This window comes from Microbacterium sp. F2, from assembly GCF_052274505.1.
Classification (GTDB): Bacteria; Actinomycetota; Actinomycetes; order Actinomycetales; family Microbacteriaceae; genus Microbacterium.
In genome coordinates this window covers 57,536-73,089 of record NZ_JBNVBV010000010.1, presented here as the reverse complement: position 1 = coordinate 73,089, position 15,554 = coordinate 57,536, and the positions used below count along the sequence as shown (strand labels likewise).

The 15,554-nt window shown below is 67.9% G+C and carries 23 protein-coding genes; 17 read left to right on the top strand and 6 right to left on the bottom strand.

Annotated features, from left to right (window positions below):
- The first annotated feature begins 234 nt into the window (after positions 1-234).
- The 4 genes from ACQVDU_RS14510 to ACQVDU_RS14495 all read left to right on the top strand — a co-directional run bounded on the left by ACQVDU_RS14510 (position 235) and on the right by ACQVDU_RS14495 (position 3,303).
- Positions 235-1,631 (top strand): IS3 family transposase gene (locus ACQVDU_RS14510; RefSeq protein ID WP_370428832.1). Its coding sequence is split into 2 segments (ribosomal slippage): positions 235-571 and positions 571-1,631, totalling 1,398 coding nucleotides; the frame shifts between segments, so codons are not numbered across the junction.
- Between the two features lie 302 nt (positions 1,632-1,933).
- On the top strand, positions 1,934-2,197 hold the full coding sequence (locus ACQVDU_RS14505) for a hypothetical protein (RefSeq protein WP_443477498.1): 264 nt from the start codon (positions 1,934-1,936) through the stop codon (positions 2,195-2,197).
- Complete coding sequence (locus tag ACQVDU_RS14500) at positions 2,194-2,859, top strand: N-carbamoylsarcosine amidohydrolase (protein WP_005050795.1); 666 nt, start codon at positions 2,194-2,196, stop codon at positions 2,857-2,859. Before ACQVDU_RS14505 ends, ACQVDU_RS14500 begins: the two co-directional genes overlap by 4 nt.
- Before the next feature lie 51 nt (positions 2,860-2,910).
- Positions 2,911-3,303, top strand: coding sequence for an SDR family oxidoreductase (locus ACQVDU_RS14495; protein WP_005050794.1), 393 nt, complete (start codon positions 2,911-2,913; stop codon positions 3,301-3,303).
- Positions 3,304-3,388: 85 nt separating this feature from the next.
- Here the strand turns inward: ACQVDU_RS14495 and ACQVDU_RS14490 are convergent, their stop codons facing one another.
- Positions 3,389-3,832, bottom strand: a complete 444-nt coding sequence (locus tag ACQVDU_RS14490) for an SDR family NAD(P)-dependent oxidoreductase (protein WP_082157159.1) — start codon at positions 3,830-3,832, stop codon at positions 3,389-3,391.
- Between ACQVDU_RS14490 and ACQVDU_RS14485 the strand changes: the two genes are divergently transcribed.
- Positions 3,760-3,978, top strand: a complete 219-nt coding sequence (locus ACQVDU_RS14485; protein ID WP_082157160.1) for an Lsr2 family DNA-binding protein — start codon at positions 3,760-3,762, stop codon at positions 3,976-3,978. The genes ACQVDU_RS14490 and ACQVDU_RS14485 overlap by 73 nt on opposite strands.
- 5 nt (positions 3,979-3,983) lie before the next feature.
- Here ACQVDU_RS14485 and ACQVDU_RS14480 read toward each other — a convergent pair whose 3' ends face one another.
- Both ACQVDU_RS14480 and ACQVDU_RS14475 read right to left on the bottom strand, forming a co-directional pair.
- Positions 3,984-5,042, bottom strand: coding sequence for a nucleotidyl transferase AbiEii/AbiGii toxin family protein (locus ACQVDU_RS14480; protein WP_005050776.1), 1,059 nt, complete (start codon positions 5,040-5,042; stop codon positions 3,984-3,986).
- The gene (locus ACQVDU_RS14475) at positions 5,035-5,694 is read right to left on the bottom strand and encodes a type IV toxin-antitoxin system AbiEi family antitoxin domain-containing protein (protein ID WP_005050774.1); all 660 of its coding nucleotides are present in this window, start codon (positions 5,692-5,694) and stop codon (positions 5,035-5,037) included. The genes ACQVDU_RS14480 and ACQVDU_RS14475 overlap by 8 nt, the downstream gene beginning before the upstream one ends.
- A gap of 152 nt (positions 5,695-5,846) precedes the next feature.
- Between ACQVDU_RS14475 and ACQVDU_RS14470 the strand changes: the two genes are divergently transcribed.
- The 5 genes from ACQVDU_RS14470 to ACQVDU_RS14450 are packed head-to-tail and all read left to right on the top strand — an operon-like array spanning position 5,847 to position 8,502.
- Positions 5,847-6,731 carry a hypothetical protein gene (locus ACQVDU_RS14470; protein WP_005050771.1) on the top strand — a complete coding sequence of 295 codons (885 nt, stop codon included), beginning with the start codon at positions 5,847-5,849 and terminating at the stop codon, positions 6,729-6,731.
- Complete coding sequence (locus tag ACQVDU_RS14465) at positions 6,731-6,982, top strand: hypothetical protein (RefSeq protein ID WP_005050769.1); 252 nt, start codon at positions 6,731-6,733, stop codon at positions 6,980-6,982. The genes ACQVDU_RS14470 and ACQVDU_RS14465 overlap by 1 nt, the downstream gene beginning before the upstream one ends.
- The gene (locus ACQVDU_RS14460; protein WP_005050767.1) at positions 6,975-7,277 is read left to right on the top strand and encodes a hypothetical protein; all 303 of its coding nucleotides are present in this window, start codon (positions 6,975-6,977) and stop codon (positions 7,275-7,277) included. Before ACQVDU_RS14465 ends, ACQVDU_RS14460 begins: the two co-directional genes overlap by 8 nt.
- Entirely contained in the window at positions 7,277-7,753 is a 477-nt protein-coding gene (locus ACQVDU_RS14455) for a hypothetical protein (protein ID WP_005050765.1), read from the top strand. Before ACQVDU_RS14460 ends, ACQVDU_RS14455 begins: the two co-directional genes overlap by 1 nt.
- Positions 7,750-8,502 carry an HNH endonuclease family protein gene (locus ACQVDU_RS14450; protein ID WP_005050763.1) on the top strand — a complete coding sequence of 251 codons (753 nt, stop codon included), beginning with the start codon at positions 7,750-7,752 and terminating at the stop codon, positions 8,500-8,502. The genes ACQVDU_RS14455 and ACQVDU_RS14450 overlap by 4 nt, the downstream gene beginning before the upstream one ends.
- Positions 8,503-8,507: 5 nt before the next feature.
- Here the strand turns inward: ACQVDU_RS14450 and ACQVDU_RS14445 are convergent, their stop codons facing one another.
- The gene (locus ACQVDU_RS14445; RefSeq protein ID WP_005050761.1) at positions 8,508-9,041 is read right to left on the bottom strand and encodes a helix-turn-helix transcriptional regulator; all 534 of its coding nucleotides are present in this window, start codon (positions 9,039-9,041) and stop codon (positions 8,508-8,510) included.
- A 93-nt stretch (positions 9,042-9,134) separates the two neighbouring features.
- Between ACQVDU_RS14445 and ACQVDU_RS14440 the strand changes: the two genes are divergently transcribed.
- From ACQVDU_RS14440 to ACQVDU_RS14420, 5 genes are all read left to right on the top strand, one after another.
- Positions 9,135-9,371 carry a hypothetical protein gene (locus tag ACQVDU_RS14440; RefSeq protein ID WP_043340519.1) on the top strand — a complete coding sequence of 79 codons (237 nt, stop codon included), beginning with the start codon at positions 9,135-9,137 and terminating at the stop codon, positions 9,369-9,371.
- A 100-nt stretch (positions 9,372-9,471) separates the two neighbouring features.
- Positions 9,472-11,100 carry a hypothetical protein gene (locus ACQVDU_RS14435; RefSeq protein WP_005050756.1) on the top strand — a complete coding sequence of 543 codons (1,629 nt, stop codon included), beginning with the start codon at positions 9,472-9,474 and terminating at the stop codon, positions 11,098-11,100.
- Positions 11,100-11,924: a hypothetical protein gene (locus ACQVDU_RS14430; RefSeq protein ID WP_047801722.1), complete on the top strand. Its 825-nt coding sequence runs from the start codon at positions 11,100-11,102 to the stop codon at positions 11,922-11,924. Before ACQVDU_RS14435 ends, ACQVDU_RS14430 begins: the two co-directional genes overlap by 1 nt.
- The gene (locus ACQVDU_RS14425) at positions 11,921-12,322 is read left to right on the top strand and encodes a hypothetical protein (RefSeq protein WP_005050751.1); all 402 of its coding nucleotides are present in this window, start codon (positions 11,921-11,923) and stop codon (positions 12,320-12,322) included. Before ACQVDU_RS14430 ends, ACQVDU_RS14425 begins: the two co-directional genes overlap by 4 nt.
- 35 nt (positions 12,323-12,357) lie before the next feature.
- Positions 12,358-12,783, top strand: a complete 426-nt coding sequence (locus ACQVDU_RS14420; RefSeq protein WP_005050749.1) for a hypothetical protein — start codon at positions 12,358-12,360, stop codon at positions 12,781-12,783.
- A 268-nt stretch (positions 12,784-13,051) separates the two neighbouring features.
- On the opposite strand, the gene ACQVDU_RS14415 is transcribed toward ACQVDU_RS14420, so the two are convergent.
- A complete protein-coding gene (locus ACQVDU_RS14415; protein ID WP_039712022.1) occupies positions 13,052-14,137 on the bottom strand; it encodes an SAM-dependent methyltransferase in 1,086 nt (361 codons plus the stop codon).
- Here ACQVDU_RS14415 and ACQVDU_RS14410 point away from each other — a divergent pair.
- Positions 14,124-14,348, top strand: coding sequence for a hypothetical protein (locus tag ACQVDU_RS14410; RefSeq protein ID WP_039712023.1), 225 nt, complete (start codon positions 14,124-14,126; stop codon positions 14,346-14,348). The two genes, ACQVDU_RS14415 and ACQVDU_RS14410, sit on opposite strands and share 14 nt — an antisense overlap.
- Before the next feature lie 159 nt (positions 14,349-14,507).
- A complete protein-coding gene (locus ACQVDU_RS14405; protein WP_005050745.1) occupies positions 14,508-14,915 on the top strand; it encodes an AMP-binding enzyme in 408 nt (135 codons plus the stop codon).
- Here ACQVDU_RS14405 and ACQVDU_RS14400 read toward each other — a convergent pair.
- Positions 14,836-15,390, bottom strand: coding sequence for a hypothetical protein (locus tag ACQVDU_RS14400; RefSeq protein ID WP_005050743.1), 555 nt, complete (start codon positions 15,388-15,390; stop codon positions 14,836-14,838). The genes ACQVDU_RS14405 and ACQVDU_RS14400 overlap by 80 nt on opposite strands.
- Between the last annotated feature and the right edge of the window lie 164 nt (positions 15,391-15,554).

Here is a 15,554-nt window from a genome sequence, read left to right as displayed (position 1 = left end):
ACCATCGCACGATGGCTCACCCCGTCGCGGTCACGACGCCGCGGGCCCGAAAGACCACCACCCCGCGGGACTCCAGGCCCGGTAGCCGGGGAACGACTGGGCCCGGCCGGTGAAACCATGCGCCCACTCGGTGAGATCGTCCAGCCGCCCCCTGTGCGTCAGGATGGGGTGAGACACCAGCACTGCTGACCTTCGCACTGCACGGGGCGAGAACGGACCAATACTGAGATGACGATGACGGTTGCTGACGTCGGCACCGATGATGGGGCTATGGCTCCTCGTGCTGACCGGCCCAAGAGGCGGACGTTCACCGCCGAGTTCAAAGCGGCGATCCTGGCCGAGTACGACGCCGCGGACCGCTCTGGGCGTGGGGAGATCCTGCGCCGGGAGGGCCTGTACACCTCCCACATCATCGAGTGGCGCAAGGCCGCGGCCGCCGGCTCGCTGTCCGGGCTGGGCAGCAAGCCGCGGGACCGGCGCGAGCGGGAGCTGCAGGCGCTACGGGCCCGGGCGGAGAAGGCCGAGGCCGAGCTGGCCAAGACCAGGGCGGCGCTGGACCTGATGGGAAAAGCACACGCGCTCTTGGAGACGCTCTCCGAGAGCGCGGACAAGCCGCCGCGGTCGCCGCGGTGATCAACCCGGCCGTCGACGGGCTGGCCGAGCACGTCGGCACCGCGGCTGCGTGCGCGCTGCTGGGTCGCTCCCGCGCCAGTCACTACCGGGCCAAGAACCCGCCACCGCCACGTCCACGGACACCGCGGCCGGCACCGGCGAACAAGCTGTCCGCCGCCGAGCGGGCCCACGTGCTGGCCGTGTTGACCAGCCAGCGGTTCGCGGACAAGTCGGTCGCCCAGGTCTGGGCCACGCTGCTGGACGAGGGCACCTACCTGTGCTCGATGTCCACGATGCACCGGATCCTGCGCGAGCACGACATGGCCGGGGAACGGCGCCGGCAGGCGAGCCACCCGCCCCGGACCCGGCCCGAGCTCGTCGCGACGGCGCCGGGGCAGGTGTGGAGTTGGGACATCACAAAGCTCAAGGGGCCGGAGCGGGGCGTGTACTACGACCTGTACGTCGTGCTCGACATCTTCTCCAGGTTCGTCGTGGGCTGGACCATCGCGGCCCGCGAGGACGCCGAGATCGCCAAGAACCTGCTCGAGCACGCCATGGGCATCCATGGCGTGCCGGAGGCGATCCACGCCGACCGCGGGACCTCGATGACCTCCAAACCGGTCGCTCAGCTGCTCGTCGACCTCGGGGTGGCCAGGTCGCACTCCCGCCCGCACGTGTCGAACGACAACCCTTACAGCGAGGCGGCGTTCAAGACGCTGAAGTACGCCCCGGTCTTCCCCGAGCGCTTCGGGTCCCTGGCCGACGCCGGCGCGTTCGCCGAGCAGTTCTTCGCCTACTACAACCACGAGCACCGCCACTGCGGGATCGGGCTGCACACCCCCGCCAGCGTCCACTTCGGCACCGCCGGGCAGGTCCGCGCCCAGCGCCAGGCCACCCTGGACGCGGCCTACGCCGCCCGTCCCGAGCGCTTCGGCCACCGCCGACCCCAGGCGCCCAAGCTGCCCGAGGCCGCCTGGATCAACCAGCCCTCACAGGAGGCCCTCATACAGACCGCCTGACGGAATCTGTCTCACCCGCCTTGACACTTTCCGCTTCGATTACAGCCCGATCACGGAGCGACCGACGATTTCGTGGCCGAATGGGGCCCGAGTGGCGTTCTATGTCGGGCTGAACATCGAGCACTATCAGATCGACAAGCCCTCCACGAGCATCTTCGGCGGTACCGCGATGCTGCAGCCGGATCCTTCGGGAGCTGGGGTATGACTACGTCCTGGACTGGACGAACGACGATCAGCCGTATCCGCTGAACGTCGACGGGATGTTCAGCGTTCCCTACACGATAGAACTCAACGATGTGACGATGTTCGTGAGTAAGAGCTATACCGGCCCGCAGTTCCTGGAAGCGGTGATCGACCAGTTCGATCAGCTCTATTCAGACTCCGAGCACTCGGGTCGCGTCATGTCGCTGCCGTTGCACCCGTTCATCGTCGGCCAGCCGTTCCGCCACCGCTACCTTGATCGGGCCCTCGAGCACATCACGTCTCACGATGGTGTCTGGGTGACGACGAGCGATGCCATCGCGGCGCACTATCAGTCGACGGGGAACAGGAGAGCCGATTCGTGACGAATACGGAGCTGATCGATGAGTACGCACGGCTGCGCGACGAGTTCAAGGCCAAGGGATTGGGCGGCCGGATCGGCTACGGCGAGAAGCCGGCGCTGCTGATCGTCGACTTGATCACCGGATTCACGGACAGCCGTTCGCCCCTGTCAGGCGAACTGGAGTCACAGCTGGCCGCCACCAATGCCTTACTCGTCCCCGCCCGTGAACTCGAGATCCCCATCTTCTTCTCGACGGTCGCGTACGACACCGAATTGCAGGAGGCGGGGCTCTGGATCAAGAAGATCCCGTCCAACCACCTGTTGGTGGAGGGCAGCGAATGGGTGGAGGTCGACAGCAGGCTGGGCCAGCTGCCCCACGAGATGACCCTGGTGAAGAAGTACGCATCCTGCTTCTTCGGAACTGATCTCGCCGCACGCTTGATCTCACGGGGTGTCGACACCATCATCATCGTCGGCTGCACCACCAGTGGGTGCGTGCGCGCCTCGGCGGTTGACGCCTGCTCCTACGGCTTCCACACCATCGTCGTCGAAGAGGCAGTCGGCGACCGGGCAGCCCTTCCGCACCTGGCCAGCCTCTTTGACATCGACGCGAAGTACGGCGATGTCGTCAGCCTCGACGACGCACGTGCTTACCTGCGGGGGCTTGCGCAACAGAACGATTGACTGCAGTAACGCCGTGGGGCCAACTTCCTCTGTGCGGAATATTGAACCGGCGTGCAGGCCGAGATCCCGCAGATGCTGGCGCAGGGCGGCGGATCCATCATCAACACCGCCTCGTCCCTCGGGCAGGTCGCCATCGCCCACCAGTCCGCCTACGTCACGTCGAAGCACGGCGTCATCGGCCTCACCCGAGCCGCCGCGGTGGAGTACTCCGACAAAGGCATCCGCGTGAACGCAGTGCTGCCCGGGGTGATCCAGACGCCAATGATAGACGCGCTGGAGGAGACCTACCCCGGCTTCAAGGACGCGCTGCTGACGAAGCACCCGATCGGCCGACTCGGCACGCCGCACGACATCGCCGAGATGGTCGCGTGGCTCGGTTCCGACGCGGCCGCCTTCGCGACCGGCGCGCAGTTCGCCGTCGACGGCGGGTACCTCGCGATTTAGACGAGGTGGCCACGACGGACGGGAGGCACGGTGTCAGCTGACACCGTGCCTCACGTCCGTCACCGGTCGCGCCGCGACCCGCGTGTCAGCCGTTCTTCGCGGCCAGTCGGTCCGTCTCGCTGTCGTTCCGCCACCCGGCGGTCGCGCCGCCGTCGACGCTGTAGTTCTGTCCGGTCACCCAAGAGGACTCGTCGGAGGCCAGGTAGAGCGGCATGTACGCGATGTCCTCGCCCGTGCCGGGGCGTTGAATGAGCGCGTTGCCGACCTGCCAGGCCTTGCCCTCCGCATCCACCGCCTTGTCCGTCGCCGGGGTGCTGACGAAGCCAGGCGAGATCGAGTTCGCGCGGACGCCGTAGCGGGCGCCCTCCGCAGCGAGCGACTTCGTCATCGCGATGACGCCGCCCTTCGCGGTGGTGTGCGCGACCTGGCGAGCGGCTCGATCCCGCGACCTTCGCGATCGACGGAAAGCAACTCGAGATCGATCTCGAGTTCGAGGCCTGGGCCAAGAGCGCGCGCCGCATCGGCGCAGCCACCCGGCGTCCGGCGAGGACGTCGCGGGGCGGACGGGCCGATCTCAACACGGTGCGTGAATGGGCCAGTCAGAACGGACACCAGGTCAGCGATCGCGGCAGGGTTCCCGCGTCCATCCTCGAGGCGTACGACGCGGCGCACTGACGCGGTCACTCCTGGGCTGAGCCGCGCGCTGCGCGCCAGTGCTCCGTGACGGGATAACCGGAGCGCACGTGCGCGCGCACGTGGACCTCCCCCGAAGGGGATCCGCTGCCGCCCGGCTCCGGCGGCGGAGGGTTCTGTGTCCAGCCTGAGCCAGGGACCCAGACCGTCCCCGGTTGCACGGGCGCGTCGGCGAGCGCGGGATCGATCAGCTGACGCGCGAGAGCCACGGCCTCACCCAGATCGGTGATCCCGCCGGCTGAGGGCGTGCCGGCCGCGAGCACCCGGTAGGGACCGTCCCAACCGTCCGGGACCGTGAACGTAGTGAACGAGTCGAGCTTTGACAGTGCACGCTTCGCGTCGATGGCCATCTGCAGCTCGCGCAGGTCGACGCGCTGCGTGCGTGCAATGGTGACGATGTCCACCAGGTCTTTCGCGCGGCTGCTGGGGCGGCCGTTGTAGGTGCTCATCGTCGCAGTGACCTTCTCCGCGACCTGATCGGAGATCGGGAACAGCCGGTAGGGGTGCGACGGGACCGGCCGCCCCAGCTGCAGCCGCGTCGACGGCTCGATCGTCTCGACGCGGCCGACCGGGGGAGGGCCGACGACCACGTCGATGGGGATGTCGGAGATCCTCCGGCCGGTGTTCGCGTCCAGACATGTGAACACCAGGCGCCGGGTCGCGACACCCGGCTGGTTCTCTCCTCGCCCGGTCGCACGGGCACGGGTGAGCTGGAACCGCACATGGTCGCCGAGATCACGCGCGGCTGCCTGCTCGAGCGCCTGCTGCGCGGCATCCAGATCGGCGGCGCCGGTCGAGGCCAGATCCAGGTCTTTCGTCGACCGTGACTTCGGCACCCGGGCGAGCATCGCCGTGCCGCCCTTGAGCAGCCACTCGGACTCTTCCCCCTCCGCAAAGACCCGGCTGAGGAAACGATCGTGCTGTGCCTGCACGATCTGCGCATTCACATCCAGCGCGCTCGCGCCGTCACCGGCTGCCTTCGTCGCGGCCGCCTTGATCGCCTGCGCAAGCCCCGTCCAGTCTTTGTAGCCGTCGGGCTCAGGCATCGGCCGGCACCACCGCGTCGACGCCCGCAAGAGCGAGCAGATCAGCCGCGAGCGCGGCACCCGAGGGGTACTTGTTGGGCTTGGCCAGCGGCTCCAGATACTCGGTCAGGCGGGCGGGGGAGAGCAGCTTTCCCGCGTCCGCGGCGTCGGCGAGCGCATCGGCGACGAGGGAGCGGTCGACCCACTGCTCGATCAGGTCGGCGATCGTGCGCTCGACGCTCATGGTCGGCATCCCGTCGACGGAGACCACCTCGGTGGGCGCGAGCTCGCGGGTGCGGAGCCGCACCCCGTCCAGGCGGGTACCGCGGCGGGTGGGAACGACGAACTCGAGTGGCCCGGGGAACCAGTCGCCGATGCCATGCAGCTGCGCGGCCGTCTGGCCTGCGGCGACGACGGGCGGGACGCCGGTGTCTGTGCGGGGACGGTCGGCGCCGCCGAGGGCGAGCCAGGTCGCGAGGATCGCCTCCTGCTCGTGCTCTGGCGCGCCGGCGAGGCGGTAGACGCCGCGCGCGACGCGGATGAGCGCGCCGCTGTTGGCGAGGCGCGTCAGGGTCGGGCGCGCCACGCCAGCCTCGAGCGCCTGGGCGGTGGTCACCAGGCCCCAACGCTGTGACGCGAGCTCGCCCAGACGAGCGAAAGTTGATCCTGCCATGCGCACAGTGTAGCGAGAAACCGCAACAAACGTTGTAGCTCGTTCAGATTGTCGACTTCGAGCCTCTGGGGCCACCCCTTAGCAGTGAGGGGGTTCCAAACCCTCGGGAACGGGTTATATTCGGGAATATAACCATCTGTGAGGAGGAGAAGATGCGGACCCACACCTGCCCGCCGGACCACAAGCACGGGCTGACCTCCACCTGCTACGTCGTCCACCTCTGCGGGTGCCGCGCCTGCATGGACGGCAACGCGCGCCGCCGCCGCGACCGCTACCGTCTCCTGGCCTACGGGCGATACCAGGACGCGCACCAACCCATCGAGCCGATCCGGCAGCACCTGCAGGCACTGGTCGACACCGGGATGATCCCCGAACGGATCGCCATCAGCGCCGGCGTCGGCGGCGCCACGGTCCGTCGCCTGCTCAACAGCGAGACGGCACGGTTCGTCACCGGCGCCACCGCCCGCAAACTCCTCGCAGTCACCCCCGACAGCAGCACTCTCGCCGCGCAGGGCCGAGTCAACGGCCGCGGCACCCGCCGGCGCCTCCAGGCTCTGGCCGCGATCGGATGGAACCACCACGAGATCGCACGCCGACTCGGCTACCCGCGCTGGAAGGTCAACAAGGCACTCGAAGGCGCCTACGTGGACATCCGTGTCCACGACGACATCGCCGCGCTCTACGACGAGCTCTGGGACCAGCAGCCCCCCACCCACACCCGAGCGCAGCGGGTCGGCCGCTCCTACGCACTCACGGTCGCACGCCGGCACGGCTGGCTGCCGCCGCTGGCCTGGGACGACATCGACACCGACCCGGCACCGCCCACAGCCGGGCAGGAACCCCTGCTCGACGAGATCGCGATCGAGCTCGCTCTCGCCGGCCAGAACGTCCGCCTCACCCGAGACGAGCGCCTCGAAGCCACCCGACGCGGGACCGAACGCGGACTCAGCCTCACCCAGCTCAGCGACCTGCTCGGCGTCGACGTCCGCACCATCGACCGCGACCGTGACGACCTCGGACTCCGGCAGGCCGCCTGATGAGCAAGACGCTCGACATCCTCGAAGCCGCCCTGCACGGCACCACCGCCGGCTACCTGGCCGGATGCCGCAGCAAGGGAGGATGCCCGAACCACGGCAACCGCCAGCTGCTCACCTGCACCGAAGCGGCCCGCGCCCGCCGCCACTACTTCTCGCTCGCCTCGCTCGAGGAGACCGAGCCGATCACCCGGCAGATGCTCCGCGACGCCAAGAACAGCCCCTTCGCACCGAAAGAAGCCGCAGATGTCTGACCAGCCGAACACCTTCACCATCGACTCCACCAAAGAGGGAGAGTGGCTGCGGGTCGTCCGCGCGCTCGGCGGCCATCGCTGGGCCCTGTCGCTGCGCTTCAACCCCCTCCCGCTGACTCAGCGAGGCGCCCGGCACACCCGGCCAACGCGGCAGCCCACACCCCACGCGGCAGCAGGCCACGGGCCGAACGCGAGACTGCACCTGCCCAGCTGCGCGATCTCCCCCCAGCTCGGCAACGGCCGCGGCGCCCACCTCAAGCAGATCCCCCACCTGGGCCGAACCGAGGAGCACTGATGACCGACATCGCCGTGCGCCTCCAGGAAGCCATGACCATCCAGACCGGCACACCCGTCACCGTCCGATGGAGCTTCCGCGAGTTCGCGCTCAACTGCACCCGCCGCGACGGCCGCCCCCTCACCCAACGGATGCACAGGCTCTTCCAGACGCTGCTCAACCGTGAAGCGCTCCGCGAGCTCACTCCAGGAGAAGACCCAACGATGGGATCCCGCGCAACCCTCATCGAGATCATCGACGACCTCGCCGTCAGCGCCGACCACCAAGGCGCCCGCGCGGCCGCGCTCGCCGAGGTCCTCCTCAGTGCCGGCATGTTCCACCTCGGCGACCAGCTCCGCCGCCAGAGCCACGCACTCTCAGAGCTCGACGCCGACGACGAAACCCTCGAGGTCATCGACGAGGCACGCACCCAGATCGCCCGAACCATACTGCTGCTCGACCAAGCCGACACCGCACAGGCAAAGGAGCGCAGATGAACCGACGCACCCGCCGCGCCAGCACAGCCCTCGCCGCGGTCGCAGCTCTCGCGCTCGGCTTCGGCGCCCACCAGCTGGGCATCACCTCCTGGATCGACACATGGACGCGCCCGCAGGCACCCGCCCCGGACCCGACCTACGACTACACCGCGCTCGCCGCAGTCGCGCAGGAGCTGCCGCTGATCGATCCCACCGAGGAGATTCCCGAGTATCGCCGCGCCACGTTCGGCGAGCGCTGGATCGACATCGAGGGAAACGGCTGCGATCAGCGAGACGATCTCCTCGCCGTCCAGCTGCAGGACGTCGTCCGTGACGGTTGCACGGTGCTCTCCGGCGTGCTCGACCCCGATCCGTACACGGGCACACGCATTGAGTTCGAGCACGACCGGATCGCCGCCCCTGGAGCCCCGGGAAGCTCCGGCGTCCAGATCGACCACATCGTCAGCCTTTCGGCGGCGCACGCCGGGGGCGCGTGGGCGTGGACCGAGCAGCAGCGCATTCAGTTCGCCAACTCGTTCGACAACATCGTCGCCGTCGATGGCAACACGAATGCGGCCAAGAACGACCACGGGCCAGCCCTGTGGCTGCCATCGAACGCCGACTACGTGTGCACCTACGTCGCCCGCTACACGGAGATCGTCGACACCTGGCACCTCGCGGTCGACGAAGCCGACCGCGGTGCGCTCGTGGACACGCTCTCAACCTGCGCTGCCCAGCAAGCCAGCGACGAGAGCGGGAGCATGTCGTGAAGCCGCTACGAACCCGCGTGGGATCTCGCCGCGCGCGCCTGACGCTTGGCCGCGCGAGCGCGGTCTACGACCTCGTTCGCATCCGTCGTGTCGACACCGAGGGTGCGCCTGATCACCTCGAGCTCGGCGTCGGTCCAGCGGGTGCGCCCTCGCATCCGCTCACCGAACGTGACGACGTTCAAGCCGAGCAGGTCGATCAGAGCCGCCTGCGTGGGAACCTCGGGCGCCCCCGCCCCGTCCGCGATCGCCGCCCGCAACCGCTCCGCGAAAGCCGCATCGCGCGCCAGTCCCGGCATCAGTCGCGGCCGGCGGCCGCGCTGCGAGGGCGCCCTGCGCGCGCGCTCCTGCGCGAATGCGTCGATCGCGGCCTCGTCGTAGAGCGGGGAGTTGCCTTCTATGGCAACCGGCTCGGGGAGCAGAGGACCCTCCTGGCCGGCTCTGCGCAGCTTGTTGCTGATGGAGCGCATCTTGTAGACCGCGACGACGGACACGCCGAGCTTCTCGGCGACGTCCGCCGTGGTGAGGTGCCGTCCGGTCATCAGCGCTCCTCTCAGCTGGATGAATATAACCACTTTCGCGGTTACGGCGCGCCGCGGCAACCAGACCCAACTTGGTTGGGGATGCTGGGGCGCATGGCTAACAAGGACGCGGACGCCATCCGTGAGGAGCTCCGTCGCATCGGCCAGCAGCTCGCGCAAGCGGACGAGCTGCGCGAACGCCGCGGCAAAGTCGTCGACGAGGCGCGCGCGGCCGAGCTGACCCAGCGAGAGATCGCCCTCCTGCTGGGGATGACCGAGGAAGGGCTGCGGAAGGCGCAGAAGTCCTACCACGGACGCGGGCGCTCTTACGGCGGCCGCCTCGCGTCCTAGCGACCCCGCCAGACCTTCATGGAGCGCCCGTCGACTGCGAAATCTGATTGCAATTTTCAAGCACTCTTGACTAATATAACCTGACGAATGAGGGGGTGAGATGGACGAGCTGAACTACCGACCCAAGCCGTGGACGCCGAAGGACGTGCCCACGATCTGGGTCGACCAGACCACCGGGCAAGGCGTCACCGACGCCGGCACGCCCGTTCGCCCCGTCATCGGCGAGCGCCGCAAGAACCCCAACCTGACGGACCTGCTCGACACGGCTGCCTCGTACGGCGCTAACCGCATCATGCTGACCGGGAAGCGCCCCGAGCCTGCGCCTGGCGTGCGGCACTGGCTGTACGTCCAGACCCCGAACTGGAAGCCCGGAGCCCACTGGGTCAACAACGGCCCGCCCACCGGTCGGTTCGAGCACGCGGTCACCGGCTTCAAGATCGAAGTCCGCACCGCGGAGGAGTGGTTCGGCGACGGGCCGCTGACCCCTGCCCAGGCTCGTCTGGCCTGGAACGTCACCGCGTCGATCATTCGCCACGCCGACGAGAACGCGCGCCTGTTCAACAGCCCTGCCGCCACCGGAACGAACCTGTGGGCGCTGTCGCTGCCGAAGAACATCAACCCCGTGCCGGTCGAAGACGACATCGCCCAGGAGATCCACTTCACCTCGGGCCTGCACCACTACGACCACCTGGTCGCGGGGGAGTCGTTCGCCAAGCACGAGGACTGCGTCCCGCTGATCGACCCGGCCAAGACGAAGAAGATCAGCGAGTTCGCCTACGTCGACGGCCGGTTCATGTTCGCCGGCGTCGGGCGCGAGCTCGGTATCGGCCCCGCGATCCGGCTGAACCAGGCCGCCGCGTACGAGCTGCTCGAGCAAGACCCCTACGCGCGCGCCCGCTTCCACGTGCGGTTCCGCGTCCCTCAGGGCTGGAACCACGTTGGCCTGCTCGGTGTGAAGCACCTGGACGTTCGCGAAGGCTGGTTCTATCCGAACCGGCCCGGAGCGGTGCACGACACCTGGGCCGACGGCAGCGAGATCCACGTCGCCCTCAAGCACGGGTGGGAGATCCGCCCTCACGAGGCCGTGGTGTTCCGCAAGGCCAAGCCTCTAGACACCTTCACCGAGCGCATGACGCGCGCCCGCGAGCGAGTCCAGCTGCAGGACGAGATGCACCCGGACCTGCGCCGCGCTGTGCTCGCCGCGCTGCGGAACATCATGCTGCACTCGATCGGTGCATTCGCCGCCGCGGGCCGCGACGAGACCCGCGTCGCCGCGTCGCCCGATGACGTCCCGCCCGAGTACAGGGCCAAGATGCTGCGACAGGGCAACCTCTGGATCTATCGCATCCCGTCGCGCCCGAACGACCGCACCCGAAGCTTCTACCACCCGGAGCTCGCCGCCCAGGTCTGGGGTCGCGCACGCGCTCGCGTCCTCCACGGCCCCAGCTCCCTCGGCGGCTACACCTCCGGTGCTCTCACGGTCGACCCCTCGACGCTCATCGGCATCCAGGGTGATGCGATCTACACGACCAAGCTGCCGGCGTGGTCCCTGCCGGACCGGTTCATCGGCGGCGGCGACGACGGCAAGACCGGGCGCCTGCGCCTGCAGGGCTACCTCAACGGATCCTTCATCACGCCGGAGACGCTGCGGCAGCGTGACGCGCTGAAAGCACGTGCCGAGCGGGCCGGCATCGCCAAGGCGCTCGAGCAGGCAGAGGAGAAGGGCTGATGGCTGACCAGCAGCGCACCGCCCAAGACCTCATCCGCGATCTGCGGCGCAAGGGCATCAGCACGGCCGAGATCGCCGAGGAGCTGCACCGCTCGCCTCGAATGGTCCGCAAGATCCTCAACGGCGAAACCAGCGGCGCCCTCTACCGCCAGGCGCTCCAGGAGCTCGCTGACACCGGACGCCTCACCCACGTCCCGCCGCGGCGCCGGCGCAAGGACGGCTCGATCGCCCCCGTGCGAGGCAAGGCCGGCGCCAAGCCCGTCATCCCCGAAGACCTCAGCGGCACCTACGTTGAGGGTCGCCAGGGTGGTCGGCTGCGCGTCGACGTGGCATACGCCACCGGGGGCGACCGGTACATCGAGATGCGCATCCCCAAGGGCCGCACCGCGAAGGGCCGCGAGCAGGCGAACGCCGAACTGATCAAGCAGGTCCGCAACGCCGCCAAGGGCCAGTCCCACGACAAGCAGAAGCAGATCACCGCCCACCTGACCTTCTCCAACGGCCGCGTGATGGAGGTCAACTCGTACAACGCCTCGACGATGCTCAAGCGCATCCACGAGAACGGCGGCGACGCCCTCGGCTGGTTCCGCGAAGAGTCGAAGAACCGATACGTGAACCTCGACACCAGCCGCGACACCATCACCGGCGTCACCCTCAACGTCGTCAGCACGGCCAAGACGACCGAGTACCAGAGGCAGGCCGAGCGCGGCCGCACTCGCCGCCCCCGCTCGCTGTCGCCGGCGGAGCTCATCAGCATGGAAGAGAAGCGGCGCATCGAGGAGCGCCGCGCTCGCCGCCGTGGAAACCGAGGAGGTGGTCAGTGACCATGGCCGCCCCGAAGAAGCCCACAGCTGCAGCGAAGCCCCGCGCACGCAAGGCCGCGCCCCCCGCTGAGGAAGTCACCAGCGACGTCGACCAGGCAGCGACGTCCGAAGCACCCGCACGCGCACCTCGCGCAAGCCAGAAGCCGGCAGCGGCGAGCGCGACGCCTCCTGAGTCGGCCGAGGCGGAGACGCCACCGCCGGCGAAGAAGAAGCGGGGGCCCTACAACGTCGTCTACGTCCAGAAGAAGCCCGTCTCGATCCGTCTCCCCGACGACGCGCTTGAACTGATGGACTGGGCCAAGCAGGATGCAGCCAGCCGCGGCGACCGCCTCACCAAGGACGAGATCGTCACCGTTGCGCTTCGCGCCTACTGGGGCCGCAAACGGCGCCGCGGGTAATGACCGTCTCCTGAGCTGCTGGCAGGGAAGTCGAGATGAGTGAAACTAACGGGCCGGCCGAGTTGCCGGTCTACTCGATCGCCGAGGCATTCGTGAAGCGATCCGGAATGTATATCGGGCAGCCCGTCACGTTCGAGCGAGTGCACACGTTCCTGCTCGGTTTCGAAACGGCGATGTTGTACGTTCGCGACGAGCTCGCGCGCGATCGCAATGCGTTTCAGCCCGTGGGCGTGCTCGGTCAGTTCCGGGAGCAGCTGCGATCCGAGGGGCGGCTCAGGTGGGACTCCTGGTCCCTGACGATCGTGGCGGAAGCGATCGGCTGGACTGGCGACGAGCCTCCGGCGATCGACGATCTGACCGAAGAGCAGCACCTCGAGGCAGTCCGGGACCTTCTCCCGTTGCTCGAGAAGGTCTTTGCCCTCCCCGCGGAGCTTGTCACCTCGCTCCGTGACTCCGCCTGAGAAGGGTAGGCACCCCACCGCTGTCGGTGTGTCGTCCCGCCCATCGAGTTCGAGAACGCGTTCTATGCTGTGCGGCGATGATCAACCTGACCGCCACCGTCCCGCTTGGACCGCTGACAGAACTTGTCGGACGATCCCTCTCGGCGACTGGGAGATGGGTCAACTCATCCGGTAGCGCCTACCTGTCATATCCATCACTCAGAGGATCCTGACCCGGACGAACGATCGCAGTCGCTCGAGGGCAAAGGACCCGTGCGGATGTCGCGCGTCACACCTCGACCTCGAACGGCAACTTTCGCAGTGTCGTCGCGGAAATCCCGGTGCTCTTGTACATCCGGGCGTGGGCGTACTGGATCTCCGGCAGCAGATCGATGCGGCCGATCGCCTCCAGCATGATCTCGTCGGCCTGACCGGTGAGATGACGCAGTTCGGGGATCGCGTACCCGCCCACGTACTTCCCGGAGTTGAGATCCCAGGAGCGCACGGCCGGCAGCGCCTCCTCGATCCTCTCGCCGAGCTCCACCAGAGCATCGAACGTGTCCTGCCCGTAAGCGTGCGGGGAGAATGGGATCTGCGACATCGTGCCCTTGGTGACGTTGAAGCAGTCGCCCGTGAACGTCCACCACAGGAACGCCAGCCGCGACGCCGCGATCGCGCTGGCCGCGAGCTGGTCCTTCCGGTTCTGAACGAACAGCTTCCCCTCGTTGAGGGGCACCGTGGCGTGCGTGGTCTTGTCGTAGGTGACCGGCGGCACCGTGTACGTGCTCAGGAAGTACGTGGCGGTCTTCTTGAAACCGACGGAGTAGTCGCTCACACGGACAAGCGGCGTCGAGGAGATCGTGCCCTTCGCAAGCAGCGTGTCGATCAGCTCGAACATCGCGTCGCTGCTGGCGCGCATCCAGTTCGGGGTCCGCGAGCCGGCGGGCCGAAGCGAATACCGCAGTGTCGCCATCAGATGCGGACGGAACGCCTCGATCCAGCTGTGGGTGAGCGTCGTGTGCAGCTCGGAGACGCTGCCATACCCGGCGGCGGTGATGATCGTGCTGCGCACCTTCACCTGGAACAGGGCAGCCGGGCGTTCCTGGAAGGTGCTCACCCAGATCGCATCGAACCGCCGCTCGTAGAACTTCCGCAGTGACTCGTCGCGATCGGCGAACTGGCTGCGGATGGGAACGATCAGGCTGAGCCGGCCATCCGGGCGCGTGATCTGCGCCGAGCGCTCGCAGCAGGAGGCGTAGATGTCGTCGACGTTGTCTGTCTCGAAGCCGGTGATGCGGTAGCTGAGCTCGCGCCGGTTGACGTAGGGTGGGTTGCCGATGACGACGTCGAAGCCGCCCTGATTGGGGTGTGACACGTCGCCCCGCACCGGCAAGAAGCGCGGCCCGTACAATGTCCAGCGCATCGAAAAACACCCCGCGACCTTCCGACTACCTCCGGACGTCTTCGAGTACATCAACCAGGCACGCGACGAAGCCGCGGCCCGTGGTGATCGCCTCACCAAAGACGAAGCGATCACCATGGCAGTCCGCGCGTTCTGGGGCGGCAAGCGCCAGCGCCGCCGCTGATCACCACACCGACATAACCGACGAAAAGAACTCTGGAGGCATCTGATGAGCCGTCGATCTATGCTCGAGCAGGAAACCGATCCGCTACACCCCGCGCGGATGCTACCGCGCACCTGAGACGAACGCGCGGTCCTTCACCGAGGATGGCTACATCTCGACATGATCAACCGAGGCAGCGAGAAGATTTCGTGCGAAGAGGTGGAGGACCTCGTCTACCGCTATGACAGCTTCGATCTAGCGGCCGCCGTCGCGATGCTCGACCCCGTGTTCAGCGAGCGGGTATGCGTCTACGTGAGTCTCAAGGAGGGCGGCCCGCTCGGGCTCGAACGGATCCGCGCCGCCATGGAGTCCGCCGGGGTGGCTAAGCATAAGCACCCCGAGCGGCTGATCGCCGTCGACGACATGCCCCTCACCAAGGTAGGCAAGATTGACAAGAGGGAGCGGAGAGGGCTTTGCCCGCCGCGACAGCGCCTAATGGGGCAGACGCTCAGCGCCCGCGCCGCCACGCGAGCCAGTGGCGGATGCTCTCCTCGAGCGCGTGCAATAGAGGCAACATCACCCAGATGACGCACGCGACGGTCAGTGGCGTCGTACATAGGATCTGGAGGTACGGCGGCAGGCCGGTCAGGAGCGGAGCGATGAAGTAGGCGTTGAACATGGCAGGCGGTACCAGCGCGATCCACACTAAAATCGCCGTCCACCACCGCGGGCGCGCGGGACCGGCCGTCGGGATTGCACCGGTGAGGGCGTCCGGAGTCAGTGGACGGGCCTGCCCGATCGTGAGCGGCACGGCCTGTTGCAGGTGCGCCTGCCGCTCCTTACTGTCCTCCCACCGGATGAGGTCATGGGGGGAAGCGAACGTGATCTCGACGACAACCTGGCGCCGGTGCCGTTCCGAGACTCGGACCTTCGACTCCCGGTAGCCGGGGAACGACTGGGCCCGGCCGGTGAAACCATGCGCCCACTCGGTGAGATCGTCCAGCCGCCCGGGGACGGCTGTGCGCGCCACCCGAGCCGTGACCGTGAGGTTATCTGGTTGCATGGTGTCCTCCCGGGGCAGAGGAAGCCCCGTCTCCCAGCGTATTGCGCCGATGACGCGGCACTGAACAGCTTCCGACCATCGGGGTCCGGATCAATAGCGCGAAATAGTGCTCTTCCGAGCAGTGGAGTGTCACCGCCACTGCCGCCTCACGCAGGATGGAAAGT